The sequence below is a fragment of the Micromonospora sp. NPDC049366 genome (assembly GCF_044466625.1).
Classification (GTDB): domain Bacteria; phylum Actinomycetota; class Actinomycetes; order Mycobacteriales; family Micromonosporaceae; genus Micromonospora.
In genome coordinates this window covers 1-26,029 of the sequence record NZ_JBITMV010000002.1, presented here as the reverse complement: position 1 = coordinate 26,029, position 26,029 = coordinate 1, and the positions used below count along the sequence as shown (strand labels likewise).

The window sequence follows — 26,029 nt, the reverse complement described above, 5'->3', positions numbered from 1 at the left end:
CATCTTCGCATCGGAGAAAGGCGCGACCGAGCACATCGGCCTCGACTACCTGCCCCAGGTGAGCAGCTCCGTCGCCGACCGGGTCGCCGACACCTTCCACTACGTCGCGTCCGTTTCCCCGGTCCGCGACCGGGGGAACGCGAGTTTCGTTGACCCCTGCACGTGGCTCGACCATGGGCCATGGCATGGGCGGCGCCAGCGTCCCTGCTGAGCGATCGCCGACCATTCCGGTAAGGAGGGTCAGGACGTCGTCGGCGTCGGTGTGCCAGTTGTCGGCGGTGAGCTGACCGCTGGCAATACCTCCCCGACGGATCATCGTCCTGTCCAACGGAACACCCTCGAGTCAAACACGAAGATCTACGCAGTCCCGGGTCGACCACTACATGGCCCAGTCATCGTTGGTCGCATTCGTCGGCTGGCTGCGATCGGCGGCGCTGTCCGCGGTGCTGGCGGGTATCGCGCCGAAACGGACAGGCAGGGGGCCGTAGGCATCCTGAGCCACCGTCTGCGGCGTGGCGGGAAGGTGGAGGTTCCAATCCGAGTTGAGGTCCAGGTGCATCTGGTCCGGGTAGGGTCTGGAAAAGTCCCCGCCCGGCATCGGTGCATCATCCTCGGGCAGTTGCTCGACGAATGCGATGATGTCGTCGAGACTCATCGCGGGCGTGTCATCACCTGCCCCGTCTCGCCACAAGCCCTCCCCATCGCCGCTGATGTTCGGAAAGGCGTCAAAGGGCGGTAAGGAATCAGAGCGGCCGCCGACCGGGCCAGCGAGGCGCTGATCGCCGGCGATGAGACCCTCGTTCGACGGGATGGAGCGCACGGGACCGTCGTCAACCGGCTCGTCGAACAACGAGTCGCCGTCACTCCACCGGAGGTCATCGTCACCGAATTCGGACGCCCCGCCGACACGGCCAGGCGCGCCCGCCCCGGTCGAGGAGCCCGCGACACGACCAGCAATCCCGAAGACATCGATGTCACGGGCGACAACCGGGAGCGACGACGATCCGGATTCGGACGCCCCGCCGACACGGCCAGGCGCGCCCACCCCGGTCGAGGAGCCCGCGACACGACCAGCAGTCCCGAAGACATCGATGTCACGGGCGACAACCGGGAGCGACGACGACCCGGCGGGAACCGAAGCAGGCCAGGAAGGATCCTCCATCCACCACCGCTTACCGTCCGTGAAGATCCACCCCGATCCCATAGTCGTCTGCAACTCCTTGAGCCAACCGGCAACGATCGGCCTCCCCGCCAGAGAAGGCACCCCGAACTCGGTAAACCGTCCACCCTTGACCCGCCCAGGGATATGAGGAGCACCCCTGTGATGAACGAGGAGCCTCAACGCCGCAAGCTCGCGCCAATTCAGAAGCACAATTTTATTGGGCTCAGTAGGGCCAGCCGGAACAACAACCCAAACACCTTCGGCATCCGCACTGTAGACCCGAAGGCTCGACATAGCGATAGCTGATTGAGCCAATTGCTCCGCACGATTCAGCGTTTCCGACAAAACCAGGTTCCCGGTATTATCGCTGATATGGAGGCGCACACCAAGGTGCGGATAAGACTGGAGAATGAACTGCAGCCGGTGGAGCCGCTCGAAATTGCCCCTGCCCCCGATCGCGTCCTCGATTGATTTGCGGTCCGGGATGCGGCCCGCAGAGGAAGCTTCCAGCAGCACCTTCATAGTTGCCGCCTCCAAGGGCGCCAGCGGGACCGGTTCGTGCGGTGCTGGCGATCCGGCGGAGTCGTTACGGGCGAGTTCCCCCTTGCCAGTTCTTTCGTTGACGGTAAGGGTGAGTCGCGTGCGGTAATCCACCGTCGTCGACGCCACCTCCGAGACACGTTCCAGCGCCCAACCTTCACTGGTGCCGGGACCAACGCGCCACCCGAGGTGGGGCGACCTGGTAAACGCCACCCTGACAGCCGAGACGGCATTCATTATCGAGTTCTCGCCGATCTTAGCTGTGGGGATCCTCGCCGTGATAATGCCCTCGATATCGCTACGGGAGGCGGGGCGCCCTTTGAGGAAAAATGCCATCAGCGCCTCCAGGACCACCGCATCAAAGCGCCGCAGCACGACCGGTTTGTGCGGTGTTGCCGCTCCGGTAGGGCCGTTGAGAGCGACTGCCCCTCTGCCGTCTTTTATGTAAGTAAGGGTGAGTCCCGCATCGCCATCCAACGCGAGCGCCGGCACCTCCCCGGCTTCGCGCTCGATCCTCGACCTCGACGCAGTCGCGGAGGCGGAGAACGGAAGCAACTCCCAGCCGGTGCTCTCGCCGGGAGCCTGGATGCTCAGATTATCGAATCCCTGCAGACTCTTCTTCAAATTTAGAATAGCATTCATTCTTTGAGTCGCAGAGATATCAACGTTTTGGCGTCCTCTTGCCAACACCGCATCGATTTCGTCGTGGTCGGCGGCGCGACCTTCGGAGGAAGCTTTCATGAGCACCGCTAGGAGCTCCGCATCCTGCTGCCCCAGCGTGAAACGTTCGTCCGGTGCTGTCGATCCGGCCGGGCCCTTACGGACGACTTCTCCCTTGCCGTTGCCTTTGATGGTGAGGGTGAGGCCCGTGCGGCGATCCTCCAACGGCGAGGTCTGCGAGTTGCGAACCAACCGCCAGCCGACCTTGCGAATAAGATCGATACGCACATCACCCGACAAAGCACCGAGCGCACGCCTCAGATTGGGAAAGATGGTAGATTTCAGGGTTCCGTCGATATCATCCTTTTCATACCACTCTTTGACAATTTTGATGACTGTCGCGCGCTCGACATGGGTGTTCCTGGCGGCAGCTTGAATCAGCTCTCTCAGGACTGACGCTTCCGGTGCCCCCAGCTTGGACGACCTGTGTGCGGCCGGTCCGGTCGCGTTTTCGAGGGTGACCCTTCCTTCACCAGTCACGCTGTCAATAATGAGGGCGATCCCTGCGGCTCTCCACGGCGTGGACGAGGTGCTGCCGTGCTGGGTTGGTAACGGCACGGAGGTAGCTGCTCCGGCACCGCTGGACGTACCGGCACCGCTGGACGTACCGGCACCGCTGGACGTACCGGCACCGCTGGACGTACCGGCAACGGATGTGGTGATGCGGCGGCGCCTCGTGGGACGTGGCGCAGCGTCATCATCCGCGCGTGCGTGGGATGCGGGTGCGCCACCGAACAGTCCAGGCCGTTGTCCGGACCTGATGTACAAGACGGTCCAGTCCGTCAGCCCCGGCCGGTTCGTGGGCCCCCATGCGGCCCCCACTTCCTGGACGCGCTGTCTCACCACCTCCGGGTCCAACGGACCGATCCCGTGCTTCCTCAGCTGTCCGTTCACGCCGGCGATGAACGCGGCGTCGATGGCAACACCAGAGACGACGGGCACCGCTTCACTCGGCGACAGATCTTCGGCCCCAGGGGAGGAGGGCCCGTCGCCGGCCGAGCTCTGACCCGACCCCGGTATGTCGCCGCGGTCGCCGAACGGGAAGTCCGGCTCCCTGTCCCCGGTTTGGGCGTCGGAGGAGGCCAACCCTGGCGCGGGGTTCATCGGTGCCCCGAGGTGGGGCCCGCCAGCGCTTCCCGACAGGTACGACGACGCCACCCGATCAGAATTCTCGGGTGCGTCGATGTCTTCGGTCAGCGGAAGGAACACCCACTCGTTGGGACCCTCTGGCACCTGCGCCAGACCACCTCGTTGTCCATCGATAAAGAGCACCTCACCGCCATGCCGAATGACGTTGAACGCGTGCGCCGTCGTTGCCGCACCACCTGCCGTCGAGGCACGCACCAACACGATGCCCCGCGCACCGACCGCAGCCGCCGCCATTGCCTGCCGGATCGCCTCCGGATCCGTTCGGAACACTGGCGGCTCGACACCATCCGACAAGCCCAACTGCTGCCGCTGATAATTCAGCAGATGCGCCTCGGGCTGCTCGGTGTCAACCGGGGCCTGAAGCTGGTCGGAGTCCACATAACTCATGTCAGACACCAGGGCGGTCAGAACACAGTTCGTATCAGAAGCGCCTGGATTCACCGAGGCGAGCCAACCGAACGTCCGGCGAGCCGCGGCGTCGTCACGAATCGTCGAGGTTCCAGCGCCGAAGGCGGAGCGGTTCCCTCGCCCGGCGGGCTCCTCCGGGTTGCCCCGATGTGCGAGAACAGAACGCAACTGCGACGACAGGGCCTGAGCGACATGCTGCGCCCGGCGCAGGTGTCCCTCGACCTCAGGTGTCGGGTGTCGAAGGTTGTGCAGTCGCCGCCACAACCCCTCAAGTGCCTCAATCGCCGTCACGACGCGGAGCCGGCTTCGACTCGACCAGATTGAGTCGTCCGTGGCCGACGCCTGGTGGACGCCGACCAGGACGGCGGCGATCGCATCCGAGCCCAGTAGCGCGGGTGCGTCCGCAGAGGCACCCACCCCAAGCAATGCCTCGACATGACGGACGGCGGTGAACAGCCCGTCAAGCCGATCCCGGGGCTGCCTAGCCTCCCACCAGGAAATCGCGCGGTCGACGTCCGCCAGATGCCTCAACCGGTCCTGGGACGCAACAACACCCGCAGGAGTCTCCAGATCGGCCGACAACTCCCTCACAAACTCGCTCCGGACGAACCCTGTAGGAATTCGACCAGAGCGAGCAACCCACGCCCGACCGCTGACCGACACATCAAGCTGGCCAAGCCGCCCCTCGCCGTCAACAACCAGGTGCACCTGACCACGCAGCACTGCCGGCGGCGCCTCACCGTTATCCACCGCCTCCGTGATATCGACAGACCGCTCCGACGATTCCGCGGGGACATACACATCGATCAGGGAGACCCGACCGTCGAACTGCCGAGTCACCAGAAACAGCCGAGCCACACCATCCGGTGACTCCACTCCGACCGTGGTGACGGCCCCAGCACTCAAAAATTCAAGATCAGCCAAGGCGGCCGGACGCCAGGAACCACCCAACTCGCCTGCCAAACCAGCAAGATCAGCTGACCCGGACGCAGAGGACGCCCCCAGCGTCCTCAGGCTCTCCCAGACCCGCCGAACATCCCCCGACAACGACGCCGTCTCCCGTGCCTCAGGACCAACCGGTGCGCCGTCGACCGTCGCCAGCGGCGAGTCCCCGAAGTCGGGCACGGCTGACGACGGTAGGACCTCGTATGCCGGTGGCATCTCCCGTCGCCGAACGCGGGCAACCTGATGAGAGTCAGTTCCCGACGCCGGAACTACTGAATCCAGATCCTCCGCCAGGGCTGCGGTAGCGACTACGTATAGCCGCGTGCGGCTGTCGATGCGAACATAAGTTGCGGGAACCTCGAGGAGAGGGCCGCGGAATCGCTCGTATGGATACGTGTCGTCGATCATGGCAAGGTTCGGGACCACCCTCACCCCGGCGGGATGACGGATCCAGTCCCGAACCTCACGCACGTCGGCTGGCAACCGAATTATCACCGAATCTGATGCCGGCGACGCTCCTTCGCGGAACATGTGACGGGCCATCTCCATGTCCGAATCACTGACTGCCTTATCGGCCAGGAGTCGCTCCAGCGCTATCCACATCTTCTTTCGTTCGGCAGAGTAGGCCCCGACGACCGTGGTGCGCAGATCTTCATTCGGCTCGCTGATGCTCGCCCCTCGGCGCCACCGCCAGGTATTCCGATCCGGCAGCACCACGATTGCGTATTGGGCCAGATCAGCGATGAAGGAGGCAGCGTGATCACGCTGAGAGGAATCAGCCGCTCCAAGTAGAATCACGATCGGCACGCCCCCGGACGAATCACTCAGCAAACGCTGACGGTACTCGTCGGCTGTGAGCCAACTATCGTCCCACTGATCACGTAGCGCCGTGTTCCGCACTCGTGTGCCGTCGGTGCTCAACTCCCCCGGCTCGACAACGAGCTGTTCCGCGACCGAAGGCCGGAACTCAAGCTCGGTTAGATCCGCCCAGTAGTTTGGGATCGGCACCGCCACGAATCCGTCCGCGAACCGGTTCACCCACACCGGAACGTATTCGAACTGCCCTCCGGTCCGCGTCTCGCTCGCCGTGCGATGGAGGACGAAAACATCCCGAGCGGGATGGCCGGCCGAGGCGCGGAGCCGATAGATCGGCGCGACAAGACCCCGACCAACCCGAACCGAAATCGTGCCCTCGCCCGTCGGCTCCACCGGCAGCACTCGATTGCCTTGCAACCAACCCCGCACCTCACCCAGCACGGCGCCAGGCTCAACCGCACGCACCGGCACGACCACCTCAGCCAGGGCAGTCGGCGATACGTCACCAGAATCGACTTGTGAGTACCGCGGCGCAGCATCCGGCTCGAGGACTGAGTCCCACGGCAACTGTGCCAGCACCAGGTCAGCCAGCGTCGGATCATCAACGTCCACCTCCTCACCGGCCAGGCGCTGATGCACCCTCATCGAAAGGTCGAAGGGTGGCGGCGGCACCACCGCGTCGACTGCGTCGATCGGCGAATGAAACGGCTCGTCGAAGCCGAACTCGTGCCGGACGCGCCAGCGCAACCTCTCGCCCTCGTAGGACCCGATGACCAACCCGCTCGGCTGCGGTTGCCCCCAGAGGCGCCGCTCCGCGATCTCACTGAGCAGCGCGTGGCTGAACTGCTCTATCGCCCCGTCCAGGCCCTGCAACACCAGCACGAGGACACGAGGATCGGCCCCTTCCGCGCCCGCTCCGGCGGCTGCCGTCTCGAACCCGTCACCGGATGCCAATCGATCGAGGAGATCATCAACAGTCAGCCTGCCGCCAACCTCATCGGACACCGACAAGGAGGCGTCGCTGTTCACGACAGCACCGACCAGCACCACGTTGTCGGGCACGCGGCCAGGAGCCACATTCGGCCATTGCCGTTCGCCCTCATGCTGCGGCGGTACCACCCAGACCCGGTTCGCCACCGGCTGCACAGCATGGACCACCCCGGTCTTCCCACTCACCGCAGACGGCAGGCGGCCCCCGGAACCGCCATGACCCTCTGCTTCTCCCGGGTCACCGAACTCGGCCGTCCCTGCCGTCGAATCCCATCCGGGCCACGACACGAGGGCCTCAGAGGGCACAAATTGCGTAGTGAAGTTCAACCGCAGCAGGCCGGGAGGAACGCGCCGATCAGCAACGATGACGACCCGGCCGAGCAAATTATTCGAGACCCGCTCGGCCACAATTGCCGCTTCCGACTCATCCATGTTGCCCGATATCTGCGCGAAAAGATCGTCGTCGATCTCGCCCAGCATCCACTGCCGAAGGCCGTTCGCGAAGTATGCGCCATCATTAGCACTGCCAACTGCCGGATAGGCACCCTCGCCGTACGGGTTATAGACGATAGTCAACCTCTGCTGCGGCTCGTTCGCCTGGTGGCGCTCCCATGCCTCCTGGGCAATTGAAGGAATACGCCTTTCCAGAACCTCTCCAGAGTGGCCAGCCAGCCACCAAACCGTGCCCGATTCATCACCCGGCGGAAAGAGGTCGCCGGCGTCGACCCAGACACCGACGGTCGCAGACGACAGGGAGTCCGCATTTCCGCCCGTTGTAGGCGTCGGCTCCGCCACGTCACTGGAGGGCCCTGCTAATCCTGAATCGGGAGAGAAATCAATTTGCACCGACCCGACCAGCACATTCGGATCACGACGAATGATGGACCAATCGAACAGTCCGATAGCCACCTCAGTGACCCTCAATTCCGCGGTTTCCTCGTCGGCGAGACCGCTGGACCGCGCCAGCTGTCGCAACTCCTCCTCGACCTGCTCGTAAATCCGACCGTAAACAAAATCGGCCATGAGGTGTTGGATGTCTTCGTCGCCATCAACGGGTCCTGCGGAGTGGTAAACGAAATGTAGAGACCGCGGCTCCTCCCCCGCCAGGTGGCGGCCCCATGCCTCGCGGGCCAGTAGACGCAGCGGCGGCGTGAGGGCGTCCACAGTGGCACTGGACAACCTCAGCGAGGGCCCATCACCCCGCGAATCGGCGTCAACGTCGACCTCCACCAGGATCGGACTGCTCGCGTTCAATTCGGAGGACAGGCGGTTGAGATCTTGCGGCTCGGCTTCGTCGCCATCGTCGGACGGCACGACTGGGTCGAGTCCGCTCGACTCTGCGTCCTCGCCGCTGAGCCGCAACCCGTCCGGAGACGCAGGACCCGTGTTGGCCCGAATGCCGTCGAAGTCGTGTTCGTCGTTGATCAGATCCCAGCCGTCGCTGTCGCTCCCGTCCGGGCCGAAAAGCAACCACGACTGCCCGTCAGAGGTCACCAACCCATCGGTCGTTCCGATCCACACGTCCGTGGCCGGCGCGTACACATCGCCGCCGTACGCCCGCGCGAAGTCGGACGCGAAGCTTCCTCTCACCGCGCCGGCGCGACACGAGACCAACGCCACCAGATCGGCGGCTCCGACACTGCCGCGCACCACCTGGGCGAGCTGCGCCGCCGACAACGCCACCGTCCGGGTCGCACCATCTGGCAACTCCACCGACGCGTGCACCACGTTCCCGGCGCCATGGACCAACACCGCCGGCGCCAGCCCCGGCGGCATCAACTGCCGATCACGGACCGACGACAGCTCCTCCGCCGACAAGAGACTCAACCCCGACCGGCCGTCTTCCAACGCCTCTACCCGCAACGGCAGGCCATCCGCACGCCAGCGGCCATCAGCCTCCCGCTCCAACACCCCGACCCGGCCCACCGGCGGCGTGTCGCGACCGCCCGAGGTACCGGGCCGTTGCTGCGCCGGTCGGGTCCGCTCCTCACCAATGCTCGGCTCGGCTTGTGGGGAGCCGCTGGCGGCAGCGTCAGATACGACCGGCGCGCCCGGCTGTGACAGTGCTCCGGTGGCCCCGGCACCCTGCGGGCCTGAGGGAGGCTCGATGGAGAGGATGCGCTGGCCGGACCGGCTGACCGTGGTCACCGGAGCGACGACAGCGTTCTCCTGCACCTGCCAGATCCGGGTGAGGTAGCGGACCGCGATCGGGTCACGGGTTCGGTCCGGCGGCCCTGCTGACCCCATCACTCCGGGATCGTCGGTCCGTCGTGGCATGCGTTCGAGCGCCGGGCGGTTAGGGTCGCTCCAGGCCGGTCGACCCGGTACGGGGGCGGCGAAGATGCGGACCATCGGAACGCCCGGCCCGAGGTGACGATGGGCCGCGTACTCGTCGATAAGGCCCAACAGGTGCAGTATCTCGTGCAACAGGGTGCCCTGTGCCGCCTCGTCGATCGCGGTCTGGTCCGCGTCGGCGTCCATCCACCGGGGGGGGTCAAGGAGGTTCACCGGCCAGGTCCCGCAGTCCGCGACAACGTCGTCTCGCCGCATCCTGCGCGGTATCTTGACGACGTTATGCGCGTCAGACTCACTGTCGGTGAACTTCACCTGCAGATGGAACTGGTCACCCTCCGGTTGCGCCAACGCTCCGGTTGGTCCCGCCGGCAACAGCAGCCTTTCGTTCATCTGCCGCACGGCCTGCTGCGCGAGCCCCTTCAGGCGATCCACGTCGTGCGATGACACACCCGCTTCGGGCTGGAGGTGCAGCGCCAGACGGAAGACACGAACGGGCGTCGTGCGAACAGGGCCGCCGTTCGCGTCAATGTCCGATATTTCTAGCCGGGCTACGTCATAGACCACGTCAGTGCCGTAAGCATCCAGCAGGCTATTGGACCCGATCGGGTCCGCGACGTCCGTCAATTCAGTCCGCACCGTGCGGAACGACTCGGGTGGCAACGCGTCGGCAACCTCATCTATCCGCCTTGCCGGCGACGTGGCCTGCCACCACCCTTCATCGCTGACGCGCGCACGGCTGCTGTTCCAGGTACTCAGGTAGTCCCGTACAGGTGCGGCCTCATCCCTGACCGGCGGCAGCAGCTTCGGTGGCGTCACCTTGATCAGGATTGGCAATGGTTGTTCGACGGGCCCGGCCGTCACAATCTGTTCCCGGACGTCGAGGGAGACGTTCACACCCACCGCGTCGACGTCGGCCACTGCGGCAGGTGCCTCCGCCCGCAGAAGCTCATCACGTACGGCAGCAAAACCTTGCTGCTGGAGCAGGCGATAGACGCTGAGCGCGCTGTTGAGAAGAAAGTCTCGCCCCTCCCCGGGTCGGCGCTGAATAATGACGCTGACCTCTACGCGGCCCGCCGCGTCCGGCCCTGCTCCGGCCGCCGTACCGGCTCGTCGGTGCGACGAGACGGCGAGCTGCGCGACCTCTCTGGTTACCGTCTGAATCTGTGCCAACACGTCCGTCGGTGGGTCGCCCTGCCAAGGCCGTACCGCGGTCGCCGCTGGCCGTGGCGACCGCTGCTCCGCGATGGGCGGCCTGGATGGCGCGACAGTTATCTGCGTCAGGTTCCTCGTTCCATCATGACGGCGGGGCGCCCGGACTTCGATGGATCCGGCCACCGCATCGACATCCGCGGCGGAGTGCTCGTCGTTGCCCGAAGCATGGAACTGCTCTTCGATGTGGGAGGGGAGGATCCGCCGGAACTCCGCTTTGAGGTCCTCCACGTTGGAGGGGTCGCCCCAGACGTTCATCCCAGTGAACGTGACGATCGGACCACGAGCCGCAGCCGAACCGATTTCGGTTCCGTCATGTCGGTCAGCGCCCGCGCGCGCTTCCCGATATGCCACGACGGCGTGCCTCGCCACCTCCTCGGCCACCCTACGGACAGTGGCCTGGGCCTGGTCCGGCAGACTTCCCCCCCGCCTCGGCGACACGAACAGGGGCACCAGGTAGACGGTCGGCTCCGTGGCGAGGCGCCGCAACGTGATCCGGCCGGGGTTCCCCGGAACCGGATCCTCACGGGTCACCTTCACCTCGGCCCGGGGCGCCAGCTCCGAACCCCTTCGCTGGGCCCACCGGGTCAGGCCCAGGTTGAGTTCACGGTGAAGTGCCGCCTCAAGCACCTGGCCACGAGTTTGCGCAGGCGCCTCTTCGCCCTCCGCCCCGCGGCTGGTGACTGCGGGCAGGTCCAGGTCGGTCCCGACAATCTCCACGACCAGGGCTGAGCCGTCCGCGACCGGGCCATTGGGCCACGCCGCGTCCAACGCCAGGTCACTTGTCGCGGCGGCCACCCATTGCCTGATCGTCGCCAGCGTCTTCGCCCCCACCGCGCCCGGAACCAGATCCGGCTCTGGCCCGAAAGACCTGCCGGCATCACCGTTGATGTGAACGGCGATCTGCTTGTCCAGATCCGTGATGTCAATCCCGCCGGCGTCCTGCTCAACCACACGGCGTGCCTGCACGATCCGAGCCGGGCTCACCGGAGGATGCGCCAGCTCAGCGAGGTAGCTGTTCACCTGTCCCACGTCTTCTGGAGACACTTGGAACGCCTCGTCGACCAACTGCGGATCCGCCAGCTGGGACCTGGGCTCGTACGACTCCGGAGTGGCCGGTGTGGCGGCTGCGACGGTCTTTTCATCCAGCGCCGGCCGCAACCCCGCTGACGTCTGTACCAGCACCATCTGCCACCGCTGCTCCGGATCCTGCATTGACATCAGGGAGCCGTCCGGACGGATGACCACCAGCGAGAGGCCCGGGTAGGTCATGAAAAGCAGGGCGGGCAGCAGGTCTGCCGCTTCCGGACCGCCCAGCATCGCGTTGAGGTCGGTGCCGATCGGCAACCCGAGCGTCCCCACATGGGTTTGCAGATTGGGCATGTTCCGGTGGATGCCCCCGAGCCAATCAGTGCGGTGCTCCGCCGGTGGCAGGCTCGCGTTCAGCACCGAGTTCAGGTCACCGCCGACCAGTAGCGCCGACGGCACCATCCGCAGCCCCTGCGCGCGCAGCCGGGTGGTCTGCGCCTCGGTCACCAGTTTCTCGTCCTGCCAGACCCGTGCCTCTGTCGTGGACAACGGCCCGTTCTCCCGCAGCGGCAGCCACGGCATCTCGGTTGGCCTGCCCCAGGCCGTGCGCGCCGGCCCAGACACTTCCAACAGCTCGAAGACCCACTTCTCCTGAGCTGTCTCATCCGCCGTGATCGAGTGCACCTGGTAGCTGGCCCGTGGGTCCAAGTAGACGGGCCCCCCATCCGACGGTGGCCCCGTCAGCGGGTGCACGATGAGTGTGATGTTGTCGTCGCCCGGATTCAGCAGACTCCTGTCCTGAAGCGCGGACATCGTCGGAAGCTGAATGTGCTTCCCCACGTTGATCGACGGCCCGAGGGTCAGGCTCCGGGTGGTGGCGTAGACCGCCGGACCATTCACCGACGCCACACGTGGGCCGGGAATCGCCCTGAGGACCGTTCCATCCGCACCGATCGACTCAACGGCGAAGTGGGTGTCTGCCCGGACGAGCACGGCATCGTCGATTCCGACGTCCGCGAGGCTCATCGCGTCACGCACGGCGAGCTTCAACACCGTGAATCCCTTCACCGGCGTCGGTGGCGTGGTTGTGGCCGGCAGCGCACCCGGAAGTGTCAGCACCTCACCCACGGGCGGCAGCAACGCGAGACTTTCGTCGGAAACCTGCAGGTAGACGTCACCGCGGTAAGAGGTGCCGGCAGATCCGGAGAGTCGTTCCATCGCGTCCGTGACGGCATCACCCGCGGCGAGCGCCCACTCATGGGCAGCCGAACGACGGTCGAGCACGTCGTCCGCCACATCGGTGACGCGCCCGTTATAGACGAAGGTATGCACCACGGCGATGGCTTGCAGGTCCGACTCCATCCCGGGCTGGTCCGGCCCGGCGTCGGGGAACAGATTGTTCCGGATCCGGCGCAGCATCCTGACATCGAGATAGCCGTGCGCCATCGCCGTCTGGCGTTGCTGACTCCGGGTCAGCTCCTCCTCCGCCGTGGGCACAGCCTGGGGCGCCCTCATCGGCCCCGCCGCAGGGAGACCCCGTTGCTGTGCCTTATCCGCCGCAGCCTGCACCGCCTCGTCCACCGACGCGTCGGGGTCGAGCAGCACGTCCTCTGCGGCTGCCGCGATCGCAGCCCGGTCAACCTTGGAGACCGAGGGGTAGCGGGCTGCGATCGCCTGCGCCTGCCGCTTCGCGTACCGGATGCGGTCCTCGGTGGTGACCATCAGCGCGTCCCGCGCGGACGATGGGACGGGCGCCAGCGGCAGCGCGCGAACCGGCTCCCCGAGGAGGCGGTGGAACATGTCGGCGACGTTCGACAACCACCACCGCCGATCCCGATCCAAGGCATAGTCACGGACGGACGGGTCCATGTACGCGCTCGAGCGGTCGCTGACCGTCCACTCACCAGCCTGCTCGTCGTACCTCAGCTCGCCCGCGAAATAGGCTGGACTGACCACAGCTCGGCCCTGGTCGTCGAACGTCACACCGACAGCGGAGTCACCGGCTCGCAACTGCTTTCGCAGCGCCTCCGGGGTCAGCGTCGGGTCGTCGTTTTGCATATCGGCGAGGAGTTGGTCGAACTCCGGCCCGAGAAGCATTTCCTCCGGCATCGAGGCAATGACGGGAGCGGTATCGATCTCGGTACCAGCACCGGCACCGATCATGATGCGCCAGGACACCTTCGGGTTGCGCAGGATGGTCTGCGCCGACGGTGTCCCCGCGCGTTGACCGCCGTCGAGGCCGGCATCCCACCTCGGCGCCAACGCCGGGCCGGTCAGGTCACCGAACACGAACTCCAGCTCCCGATGCCACTCGGCAAGCGTGGCGGCCTGCCGACCCGGCGGATCCGCGGGCCCGTCCGAGGAGGACCCGTCGCTGTCCGAGTCGACGTCCGAGAGCTGCTCCACATCGTCCGAGTAAGAGTCAGAGTCCGACTCCTGCTCCGCAGAGTGCGAGTCCGAGTCCGAGTCCTGATCCCCCTCAACTCCGACACCGAGGGCATCAATCGCGTCGAGCGGCATCAATGATCCCCATTGTGAGGGACCTGCCACCGTGCTCGGCCCGGCGGTGGAACTGCCAACGTCGGAACTCTGTTCATCGTCGTCGGCACGGTGACTTCCACCGCGCATACCCGGCGTCCGGCCGAACTTGATGTGATGGGCAGTCCAGTACGCCAACGAGCGCTCGGCCCGCGGCGCGCCCCCGGTCGAGCGGACCAACTCCAGGTGTTCGCCGATCTCGGCCGGACTCCGCGTCTCCTCGCCGAACTCGCGAAGATGCTCATTGACCTGGCGTACGAACTCGGCGTCAGGGCTTCCGTCCGGAGCAGTGACCGCGTACGCCTCGTCAGAGGCCTCGAGCATGCCCCGGCGACCCAGCGCGGACTGAAGTGGGGATGCCACGGCCCGAGCGAAGTGCTGCACCTGCCTTCGGTGCTCGGCGAATTCCGCCGACGGCACCGACATGTACCGCAGGTCGTGCAGCACATCCTCAAGCACCCGCAGCGCCGTGTCGACACGGTCGCGGCCCCGCCCCGTCAAGGCCGCACTGTCCGCACCCGCGGCCTCATGGACGCCGGTGAGCACAGCAGCGATCTGCTCCGGGCCCAGCAACGCGGGCCCAGCGGGCCCGCCCAGCCCGAGCCGCGCCTCGACGCCCCGCACCGCGGTGAACAATCCGTCCAGCCGATCCCCGGACGGCCTTCCTGTCCACCAGTCGATCGCGCGGTTGACTCGCTCCAGATAGGTACGCCGATCCTGGGAATCGACACTACCCACAGGAGCCCGCAACCCGGCCCGCAGATTATTGACGAAACGGTCCCGGCGGAACCGTCCGCGATCAGCGCCCAGCTCGTCCCTCTCGGGCATCCCGCCGAGATCCAGAACGGACTCAAGTAGGGACGACAGGTCACGAGCGGCTTGCTGTGCGCGCCTCCTGTCTGCGGCGAGTTCCGGCGACAGCGACGGCACGGACTGCAAGTCGTACGACAGCTCCTCTAGCGTCCGAAGCGCCACGGCGGCGCGATCCCAGCCCGGCCCGGCCAAGGTCCCACCGCGCGCACCCACAGCCTCATGGATGCCGATCAGCACGGCGGCGATCTGCTCCGGACCCAGCAGCGAAGACCCAGCAGGCCCACTCGGCCCGAGCCGCGCCTCGACACCGCGTACCGCAGCCAACAACCAGTCCAGCCGATCCCCGGGCGGCCTCCCCGCCCACCAGGCAATCGCGCTCTCGACCTGCGCCCGATTGGTACGTCGGCCCGCGGAAACGGTAGGACCCGGCGGGTCCGTCAACCCGTCCCGCAGCTCCCTCACGAAGTCATCCCGGCTCAGGGAGTCGCCCCGGACGCGCCCCTCGTGCAGCGGCACCTCAAGCTGCCGCAGCCGCCCCGCACGATCGACGTAAACGGACAGGCTACCGCTCAGCACCGCTGGGGGCGCCTGCCCGTCATCAACGGCATCGGTGATATCGACGAACCGACCCGGAGATCCCGCAGGAACATCCCCATCAACCAGGTAGATCCGACCATCGTCTTCCCTCACCACCAGGATGATCCGAGCCGTGTTCGGCCGCGGCCCTCGTGGCCGAAGACCTGCGTCATGCGGCGTCACCATGACCATGGTGACCGCGCCGGCAGCCAGAGACTGAAGATCGGCCAACGAGCCGCCTTGGAGATGACCACCCAGGCCGTCGCGCGGTGCCCCCAAGGCAGCCAATGCGCTGCTCGCCCGGCCCAGATCGTTTTCCAAGCTCGGACGGGGGGTCGCGCTGCTTCGCAGGACGTCGTCGACCGCATCCAGTCTGCTACGAGAAGAACCGGTTTCGCCCTCCGGCACATGGACGTCATATGCCGGGGGCTCCTGCCCGCGAACTCGAACGAACTGATCCGAACTCTCGTTGGAGGCCGGTTCGATCGAGATCAAATCCTCCGCCAACGCCCGAGTGTCAATCACGTACACCCCCGGCCGGCCGGGCGGGATGGCAACATACCTCGCAGGAATCGTCAATGTCGATTGGGTGTACGCGCCAGACAAAGGCCCTGAGTCGAACTGGTCCTCACGTACGGCGAAGTTCGGTACCACCGCCACGCCAGGGGAGGTACGAATCCACGCCTCAGCCTGATCTGCGGGGACATTCAGGCGAATCGTCACCGCATCGTGCGCGGGCCGTTGTCCCGCGAGGAAGGCGCGGCGCGCCAACGCCACTTCCCGACCGTCGATCTCACCGAGGGCGAGCGAGTTCAACGCCTCATTGAGGCTAACCATGTCTTCATCGACCACCTTGAACAGGAGCGTACGCAGGGTGGTGGGCCTGTTCCCCGTTCGTAAAGGGCCACCGGGCCGTCGGACCATCCATCGCGGACGCCACTCTTGTTGGTCAGAGTTGCCGCGCCTGTCGCGCGTCTGCTCCGACGACGATTCCCAGTGCGCAGACAGCACGACCGTGTTACGGCTGAGGGCGGTGATGAAGGGAGCGTTTCGCTCCGTCGTCACGGACTGGAACGGCTGGATCATCACCACGATCGGAGGCTCCCCGGCCGGACCATCCGCCAGACGCCGGCGGTACTCGTCGGCGGTCAGCCAGGCCGCGTCCTGTCGATCGCGCGGCGCCGTGTTCCGCACATACACGCCGTCTGGGCTCAGCTCGCCCGGTTCGACGACGAGTCGCTGCTCAATGGAGGGCACAAGATAATCAAGGTCATGGATATCAACATGTGAAGGAGTACGCACCGCCACCAGCCCGTCGGCGAACCGATTCACCCAGATGGGAACGACTGCGATTTCTCCGTGGTCCTGCGCTGTTTCTCCCGTGCCATGCAGGACGAACACGTTCCGGGACGGGTAGGGCCCGGTGGCGGGGAGTTGGTAAGTCGGCGCGACAAGATCCGGGCCGAGGCGGACCGGCACCGTGCGCTCACCGGCCGGCACCACCGGCAGCACTCGGCCAACCTGCAACCAACCCCGCACCTCACCCAACACCGCACGACCAGACGTGTCCGCTGGCAGCGGCACCGTCACCTCGGTCAGGGCAGACGGCAGAACCCCACCAGAATCGGCCGACACGTACGTCGGTGACGGTCCCACTTCCCAGACCGAATCCCACCCCAACCGCGCCAGCAACAGACGGGCCAGGGTCAGATCGTCAAACTCCACCCTCCGGCCCGCCAGACGTTGGTTCAGCAATGCCGAAAGGTCGAATTCGGGAGTCCTCGCCAGATCGACTGCATACTGTGGCGAGGACGTTGGCGCCCCGAGTCCATTGTCGAGGTAGGGCCGCCACATCAGACCCTGCGCTGAATACGAGCCGATGACCAGACCTGCCGGCGCCGGATCCTGCCCCCAGAGCCGCCGGTCATCGATCTCGGCGTACAACCACCTGCTGAACCGGGTTATTGCGTTGTCGCTGCCGCGCAGCACCAGCACGAGGACACGCGGAGCGCTCTGGGCCGCATTCCCGTCTTCGGTTGCTGGCTGGAACCTGTCCATCGAATCCACTTGGTCGAGGAATCGGTCTGCACTCATCGCTCCACCATCAGCGGCGGGCGCCCACAGCGCAGTGCGGCCGCCATCCTCCCGCAGCACGGCACCGACCAGCACCACGTCGTCGGGCACCTCACCCGGGGCCACGAACGCCCGCTGCCCTGCGCTCTCCAGCGGCGACGACAGGATCCCGACTCGGCTTCCCACCCGTCGCAGCGGTTGACTCGGCGTGTCCTTCCGGCTCGCCGCAGGCCGCGTCGTGCTCCCAGGGCCACCAGACGGCCCAGCCACTCCGGCATCACCGGAGGCGGGCGCTCCGGCAACCGAATCCCAGCCCGACCACCACACGAGAGGTCCGCTGGCATCGTCCGAGCTGTGCGACTCCGGATCGGCCATGATGGAATCCCCATCGACAGCCAGGGCCTCAAATCTAACGAGCACCGCGCCGGACGGCATGCTTGGATCGGCATGCAGCCGGATGTCGGTCAGATGGACGGCAACGTTGCTCGCGTCCTCGTCGCTGAGGACGCCCCCAGAGGACGACACCAGACCTTGAAGCTGCCGCTGGAACTGCCTTTCAATCCATGCGCTCGCGGTACGCGCCAGACGAATCTCGTTGATCATCGAGTTGTTGGTGGGATGCTGCCCGTCGCCGCCCGGCATCCGGGGGCCCGTCGACGACGGGCGGTAAGAGATTCGCAGGCTCGATGGGCCACGCCGCCAGCGGCGCTGCCATCCTTGCTCAGCATATCGGCGTACGTGCGGAGCGAGCGCGTCTTGGGAGTCAGCAGTCAGCAAAGGTGGCCTGCCGACGACCAAAGGTCCAGGCTCGAATCGCACCAGAACTTCCGGGCTCCCATCCGACCCGGAAACCATCCGGACATCGTCGGAGCTGCCCGGTGTCGCCTGATCCTCGACATTTCCTCGCGACAATGAAAGGCCCTGGAGTTCGGCCAGAACCGGCCCACCCTCGCCACGTCGGGGCCTCGGTGGTAGGCGGTCGGACGCCACGGCGTTGACGTCCATCGGCTGCGCCGGGGTTTGCGGCGCAGGAGCCGCACCGAAGTCAACTGACACCAGCCCGACGGGCATGTCAGGATCGGCCACTCTGGCGTCTTCGAGCAAAGTGTCCGTCAGCCGCGACGCCAGATCTTCGGCGTCTTCTTCGCTGCCGACCACCCCGGAAGACAACGCTAGGTCTTGGATTTGCCGCCTAACATTGTCCCGAATCCAAAAACCGACTTCGCTTGCGTGCATCGCGTCGGTGGACGGGTGGTGACGAATGTAGAGGGCAGGCTCCGCCCCGCGCTGGTCGCGGTTGCGCCAGATCTGATCGACGAACCAACGGACAGGCCGAGTGAGGGCATCCGCGGACTCAGGAGACACCTCCACCAGGCCGCCGCCTAGATCGTGTAGGACGACCTGCACGGTTCGGCTGCCCTCGCCGGATGGCACCCGGGCTTCGTCATCGACAACCATGAGCTGCGACGACTCAGAGTCGTCGGAGCTGCCCGGTGTCGCCTGATCCTCGACATTTCCCCGCGACAATGAAAGGCCCTGGAGTTCGGCCAGAACCGGCCCACCCTCGCCACGTCGGGGCCTCGGTGGTAGGCGGTCGGACGCCACGGCGTTGACGTCCATCGGCTGCGCCGGGGTTTGCGGCGCAGGAGCCGCACCGAAGTCAACTGACACCAGCCCGACGGGCATGTCAGGATCGGCCACTCTGGCGTCTTCGAGCAAAGTGTCCGTCAGCCGCGACGCCAGATCTTCGGCGTCTTCTTCGCTGCCGACCACCCCGGAAGACAGAGCCCGGCCTTGAATGTGCTGCCTAACATTGACCCGAATCCAAAAACCGACTTCGCTTGCGTGCATCGCGTCGGTGGACGGGTGGTAACGAATGTAGAGGGCAGGCTCCGCCCCCCGCCGGTCGCGGTTGCGCCAGACCTGATCGGCGAACCAACGGACAGGCCGAGTGAGGGCATCCGCGGACTCAGGAGACACCTCCACCAGGCCGCCGCCTAGATCGTGTAGGACGACCTGCACCGTTCGGCTGCCCTCGCCGGATGACACCCGGGCTTCGTCATCGACAACCATGAGCTGCGACGATTCGGAGTCGGTCGAGTGTTGACCGCTGCCGCTGGCGCCGGCACTGCCGCTCCCGCTGGCGCCAGCACTGCCGCTGGCCGTGCTTTGCGGGTTGCCGCCGCGCATTCGGGGGAATTCCCCCGCGATGATGTGGTCGGCGGTCTTCACCGCCAGCTCGCGACGGGTGACGCGCCCCGAAAGCTGGGGCCGCACCCACCGGGCATGGTCCGACACCGTCTGCGCATCCGCGGTGCCCTGGTAATTGAGCCGCCGTAGGTGAGTGTTGACGTCGGCCACGAGAAAAGGGTCGTCGACGAGCGCGTCCGGGGACGGCACGGCCATCCGGGCGCCATCGGGCCTGGCTGGCTGGTTGCGGGACTCGTTGACAAGTGGATGCGGCGCCGAGCCCGACTGACCCTGCGCCTGCGCCTGCGGTGGCAACGGCGGCAGGCGCCGCGGTTGCAGTTGCGGTTGCGGTTGCGGTGGGAGCGGACGTGACGGCCGACCGGCGGTAGCAGGCGGTACCGACGACGCCGGCACGGCCGGGCCGGCCGCACCTAGCCGGCCGGACTGCCCACCATCCAGCGACGACCCCGACGGTTCAGCATCTTGATCCGCCAGATAAGCCAGGTACGCCTCGCCAAAGTAGCCACCTTGACGGCGGTCCTCACGGCGACGGCTCAGATCTTCCAGGTACTTCCGGTACTGCGCCCCGAAGTCGCCGGCCTGACGACGCAGCCGGCGCTCATCGTCCACCGACCCCTCGGTATCCGACTGCTCAGCATCCACTGGGTCAGCAACCGCAGGCGCCGGACCTGCGTCCGAACGATCGGCATCCGACGGTGCGGCAACCGCCGAGCCCGGACCGGTTGAACCGGGAATCCACCCGGAGTAATGCTCCGCGGCAGGCGAATGCCAAACCCGAATGGCCCGTTGCCCGACCTTGTCGTCAACGACGAAGAACCCTCGCGGCGACTGAGCACTAGCAACGTTGAAATTCATCCCAAGAGCGTCGGCGAGAAGCTGCGGGTAACCGTCACCAAACGGCGAACTGTACGAAGCGTTCCACCTCGCGACAGCTCTCGACAAGATTTCACGTTCCTGGTGATCCACCGGCGCCGTTACGATTTCGTCCGGGCTCCAGCCGTCATCCAGCAACTCATCGAACCGCCTGAGCCGATCATTAACAACCGGGAGGCTACCGAACCGGTCCGGTAGCCCGTACGCCGCCGGATTGAGAACCATTCGCGACAACAGGCCCGCTACTGCACTCAACGCTCCCTGTCGGGCGTCCCTACTCTCCGCCGACATGACCGGGTCGTACTCGCCACGCCGGATCGAATCGGCAGACTCCTGCAACCACGCAACGTGCTTGGAAACATCACCACGCGTCGGACCATCAGCGGCGGCGTAATCTGAGCGGGTCAACAACGCCGCGAACTCGGTCGGCACAGAAACAAACGTCGACATCAACATGCAGAAACCGTCCGGCGGAACCTCAACCGGCACCATCGAAGAGTCCGCAACCGCGGACACATCCGAACCAGCCGCGCCCGACACGGTGCCGCCAGAAGCTCCCGACGCCACGCCCGACGGCACCGCGGCAGCCGACGACGCACCACCGTCACCAGCCCCCGGCACCTGCGGCAACCGCCGAGGCTCCCGCGCACCCCGACCAGCCGACCTCTGCGCAGGCCCGGACTCACCAGCACGGGCAGCCGTCGACAACGTCAACGGCTGCACATCCACCTGGAACGGCGCACCCGCGGCAACCGACGACCCCGCCGGTCCCCCCGCAACGGCAGAAGACGCAGCACCGCCAGCCCCCGGCACCGACGGCAACTGCCGCCCCGGCACCGACGGCAACTGGCGCCCCGGCACCGACGGCAACTGCCGCCTCGGCCCCGACGGTTCGGGAGGAGGTCCACCAGCCCGGCCCGTCAAGTTCGACGAGTCCAGCGAGACCGAATTCGCCGGAACGGCGATACCGTCGGTCAGCGGAAGGAAAACCCACTCGTTGGCACCCTCTGGCACCTGAGCCAATCCACCGCGCTGCCCATCGAGGAATACCACCTCACCGTCATGTCGAATCACATTGAACGCATGCGCCGTCGTCGCACCATCCGGCGTCGAGGAACGCAGCAACACGATGCCCCGCGCACCATCCGCAGCCGCCTCCATCGCCTGCCGAATCGACCCCGGATCCGCCCGGAAGACCGGCGGCTCGACACCATCCGACAAGCCCAACTGCTGCCGCTGATAATTCAACAGATGCGCCTCGGGCTGCTCGGTGTCAACCGGGGCCTGAAGCTGGTCAGAGTCCACATAACTCATGTCAGACACCAGCGCGGTCAATACGCAGTTCGTATCAGAAGCGCCTGGATTCACCGAGGCGAGCCAAGGAAACACCTGCTGCGCGGCCGCGTCATCAGGAACCGTCGACGTCCCGGCGACGACGTCGCCCGTCGAGCGGGTCTGTTCGACACTGTTGAGGCTGGTGGTGAGGGATGGGGGATTGATGGGTGCGGTGAATGACCAGTAGGGGAAGAGCTTTCGCCATCCGGGTGGGTTGCGCCTGATGGTGGTGGCGGTTTCCGCCAGGACGGGTGCCAACTTCCTCGGGTCGGCTAGGACAGTGGGGTTGACCCTCAGCGTGTACGGCGTGCGATCCTTCCTGCCCTCGTCATCGGGGCGGTGGGTGATGCTGGCGTGCGGCACCGATGGGTCGGCGGTGACGGTGATCGCCGCGGAAACGGAGCCTTCGACCCGGACGTGCAGCCGGTCGTCGGCGAGCACGTCGTACCAGACGCGGTTCCTGGTCGGGGGTTGTTCGACCTGGTCGATCGCGGACCAGAGCTGTTCGCGTTGCGTGGTTCGCTCTTTCGTGATCGCATCGCGTGGTGCCGCGGTGGCGGTGTCCTGGTCGTTCAGGCGGATGCCGCGCATCTCGTCGAGATGCTGGTTTCCGACGGCGTCACGGTTGTGATGGGTGCGCAGGTTGGCCACCACAGCGTTCCAGCGGGCTGCTGAACCCTGCTGTTCGGTGCGTAGTCCCAGTTCGTCAAGGAGGACGGCGAGTTCGGCGCGGAGCCGGTCGGGGTCTAGGTCCTCGCGAGCGGTGTAGCGGGGGTTGGTGCTGGCGTCGAGGTCGGTGAGGATCTCGTTGAGCCTGGTCACCGCGGCGCGGTCGGTAGCAGTAAGGCGCACGGTGGTGCGGGCGCCGCCATCGACGTCCTGGCGTCGAGCGTCGACGGGCTCGGGGCGGCGGGTGAGCATGCGCAGGGGTTCGCCGGCGTGCCCGATGTCAGCGATGCGGGAGCTGAGTCGACGGAAGCCGGCGGTTGCTGATTTCTTGGTGCCGATCAGGTACCGCTGTGACGCGTCGCCGAAGCGGTAGATGATGTTTCTGTTGTGGTCGGGCCGCAGGATGGCGACCGGGATGATCTTCTTGTTCTCGGCTATCGTCTGGGAGCCGTACCGGGTGATGTTGTCGACGAATTCGTCGGTGGTCCAGGGGAGCCGGCTGACCTGTTCCTGGGCGGCCTTCTGACGCACGACCTGCCGGTAGAGCGGCTCGTTGACGCGTACGAACGTTTCACCGGCGGCGGTCGCGGCCTGCGCGACGACGCCGGTCGCGATCAGCGCGGGGACGACCACCCCGGTGGCAAGGAAGCCCGCCCCGGCGGCGATGCCGTACCCGACGCTCTGGCCGACCATCGCCGGGATGTGCTTGTAACCCAGTTGGTGCAACCACCAGGCCTCCGTCGGCCGCTCGATGCCCCGGTTGATCTCCTTCTGGTGGCGGACCAGGGCGGCCGTCTCGGAGAGACGCTGCCAGTTCGGACGTTGTGACGCGTCGGGCAACGGAAGCAGCGCGACGTCGGTCTTGCCCTCGGCCATCGCTCGCAGCAGTCTGCTGGTCTCGCGCAGCTGGTAGCGCGCGTCCCAGGCGGCCAACGCGACGGCGTCGCGGAACTCGATGTCCTTGGCCAGGCTCCACCCTGCGCCGTAGCCGATACCGCGCAACGCGGCACCGATGATGCTGGTGTCGGCCAACCCGACCGCGTTACCAAGGACATGCGCCAACGTCACCGACGGAACCTGCGCACCGGCGTGCTGCACCCCGACGCGGGTGGCGTTGTGCCACACCTGCGGACGGCCCTCGGGCACCCCACGATCGATCAGGTCATAGCTCTGCCGCTCGGCCGTCGAAGGCTCCGACTGCTCCGGCCGGGCCGACCGAAAACCCGCAAAGAACCGTCGCAACAGCGATCGCCGCGCGTTCAGGTCGCCGATCTTGTTGTTGACCTCCGCCTCGATGGACTTGTCTATCGCGTCCAACTCGGCGGCCAGATCGGTCAGCTGCTGACGCGACGTCTCAGTCAGATCGTCAGGCACACCTCGCCGGCGGGCCTCGACCCACCGTTCGTACATCTCCCGGGTGTGGTAATACGCCATCTCGGCCCACATGTTGCGCCGATGATCCGGGGTGTGCTTACGGTAGTGATCGAACCTGCCCTTCGCTTCCGCTTCCGGCCGATCGAACACCCAGTCGGAACCGGCGCCGGCCACCAGGCTCTGCCCGGCCTGCATGCCCAGGGCGGCGGCGCCGATCTCCCAATTGCCGGTCAGACCACCTGCCATCAGCAATGCCGCCGTCGAACTCGTGCTCGCCGCCGGGAAGCGCTTTGTCAGCTGCGGAGTGGGCAGTCCGAAGCCCGGCGCATCGTACCGGCCCGCCGGACCGGCCTTCGGCGCGACCAGGGTGGCCTTCGGCAGCCCACCACCGGCGGCGATCTTCGCTGCCGCACCATCGGAGTACGCCTGCGTGGCGTTGAAAACACCAGCGCTGATCGCGCTGTTCGCGATCAACGCCGGTGACCGATCCGCCAACACACCGGCGGTCGCCGTCTGCAGGACGGTGGCCGTCGCCCACCCGCGGCGCACCACGTGTTCGACCAACGGCGGCTTGTCCGACAACGGACCCTGGACACGGATCCCCTCCCGCCGACCAACCACGGCGGCGACCCGCTGCCGAACCTCCTCACTCAACCCCGCGGCCCGCTGCTGGCCCTGCTGCTGGTCGCGCTGGCCCTGCTGCTGGTCGCGCTGGCCCTGCTGCTGGTCGCGCTGGCCCTGCTGGCCCTGCTGGCCCTGCTGGCCCTGCTGGTCCTGGTTGAGGCCGGGCAGTTCCCGCAGCTGCGTGTCGATCCGGGCCCACTCACCGCGAACGACCCGGCCGGCGCCGGCCAGCCAGCCGGTGGACGTCTTCACCCACCGCTTGGCCCGCCGCAACCCGAACCGCCGGCCCTGGAAGTACAGCCGACGTACCGCCTCGTGCTGCGCCAACAACGACCGCGCCTGCAGATCCTCCGGGCTGGTCTGCGGGAACCTCCGCTGATACGCCCACCGCGTCAGCTCCCCGGCCACCCCGATGGCAATCGACGCGTCGCTGGCGTCGCCACGAACCCGCAACTCCGGCTCACCATTGACCGACACGACCTCGACACTCGTGTGGGTCGGCAGATCCCACTCACCCGGATCAACCACCCGCACCGGAATCCGCTGGATGTCAGCCGCGATGACCTTCTGCGAGCCCTCCGGCGGCACGCCCACCGTCAGCACGCCGTCCTGCAGCTCACCCACCTGCAGGATGCCCGGCTGCGCGATGCCGGGCTGCGCGACGAAGCTGCGCACCGCCCGATCCACACTGCCCAGCACCTCGGACGTGCCGGTCTTGGACCGTACGTGCAGCATCAACTGCTCCGCCACGCCTGTCGGCACGGCCCGCCGGGCCAGGTCGCGCAGTACCACCTCACCCCGATGTGCACCACCATGCAGATCCCGCAACGCGCCCGCGTCACGCAACCGTCCCGCCGCGCCCACCAACTCCTTGTGCGGACGCGGCGTCCCGTTCGACACGCCCTGCAGGTCGGTAGAGAGCACCCGAAGCTGCTCCCGCTCCGCCTCGTTCGGCGCATGCCGCCACCGGGACGCCGTACTACCAGCCTCGAACCGCCCGGGCTTGCTCCGCTTCCAGCCTCCCGCGATCACGCCCGCATCCGCCGCCGGCACCGCAGGGCCCGCGGCGGGGGTGACGGAGTCGGTGGCCGGGGTCGCCGAGTCCGTGGCCGGCACCGCAGGGCCGGTGGCCGGGGTCGCCGAGTCCGTGGCCGGGGTCGTTGAGCCCATCGCCGGCTTCGCGGAGTCCGTGGCCGGTGTGGCAGGGGCCTGGTCGGCCTGCGAGGGCGACGACTCACCCTGCTCCCGTGCACCCCCGGTACGAGACTCAGCAACCCCTGACACACCGCCAACCGGCACGGTGCTCGGGTTCTCGACCGTGAGGTGCCCGAACGACCCCTGTTCAGCGGTTGCCGCGACGAGGGCGTCATCGACGCGGTCCATCAGGTCGGTCAACGCCGCGTCCGGTTGCGACGGCGAGCCCCCACCATCGACCGCGTCACGGAACGACGCCAATCGTTCCCGTGCGTGGTCGAGTTGTGCCCACCAGAGTGCGTTGTCCGTGGTCGGGTCCAGGGCGTTGACCGCCGCCACGGCGTCGCGTGCTGATTCGACCTGCTGGCGCAGGAACGGGTTCCTGATCGGGTCGAACGGATTGTTGACCCGAGCATCGAGCCAGGGCTGCACGAGGCTGTTCGTGGTCGCCTGGATGTCGTCCACGAACTGGGTCCGCCGCCGCAG

General features: G+C 66.7%; 1 protein-coding gene. It reads right to left on the bottom strand.

Annotated features, from left to right (window positions below; all coding sequences use genetic code 11):
* Positions 1-379: 379 nt before the first annotated feature.
* The gene (locus tag ACIBTV_RS03855) at positions 380-26,008 is read right to left on the bottom strand and encodes a toxin glutamine deamidase domain-containing protein (RefSeq protein WP_396702081.1); all 25,629 of its coding nucleotides are present in this window, start codon (positions 26,006-26,008) and stop codon (positions 380-382) included.
* Between the last annotated feature and the right edge of the window lie 21 nt (positions 26,009-26,029).